We start from the raw sequence: 284 nt of genomic DNA, 5'->3' as shown, positions 1-284 counted from the left end.
ATCCTAAGCAATGCCATTCCCGAATGTCGTGCCGAGTTGCAAAAAGCAAAGGGGCAGCAGCAGAAATTGTCCTTTGATGATCTGCTAAGCCAGCTCGACTATGCCTTGCAAGCGGATGATGAAGGGCTGTTGTCCGAGCGTATTCGCGGACTATATCCCGTTGCGATGATTGATGAGTTTCAAGATACGGATCCTCAGCAATACAACATTTTTAGACATCTCTACCTGCAGCATCCTGAATGTGGATTGTTCATGATTGGTGACCCTAAGCAGGCCATCTATGC

At 47.5% G+C, this 284-nt stretch carries 1 protein-coding gene; it reads left to right on the top strand.

Annotated elements, in window-relative coordinates; all coding sequences use genetic code 11:
• On the top strand, window positions 1-284 hold a 284-nt coding region (locus AB4585_RS28165; RefSeq protein ID WP_372172064.1), incomplete at both ends, for a UvrD-helicase domain-containing protein.

Origin of the sequence: Vibrio sp. 10N.222.49.C9, from assembly GCF_041474985.1 — a bacterium.
Lineage (GTDB): Bacteria > Pseudomonadota > Gammaproteobacteria > Enterobacterales > Vibrionaceae > Vibrio > Vibrio crassostreae_C.
This window is presented reverse-complemented; position numbering and strand designations above follow the sequence as displayed.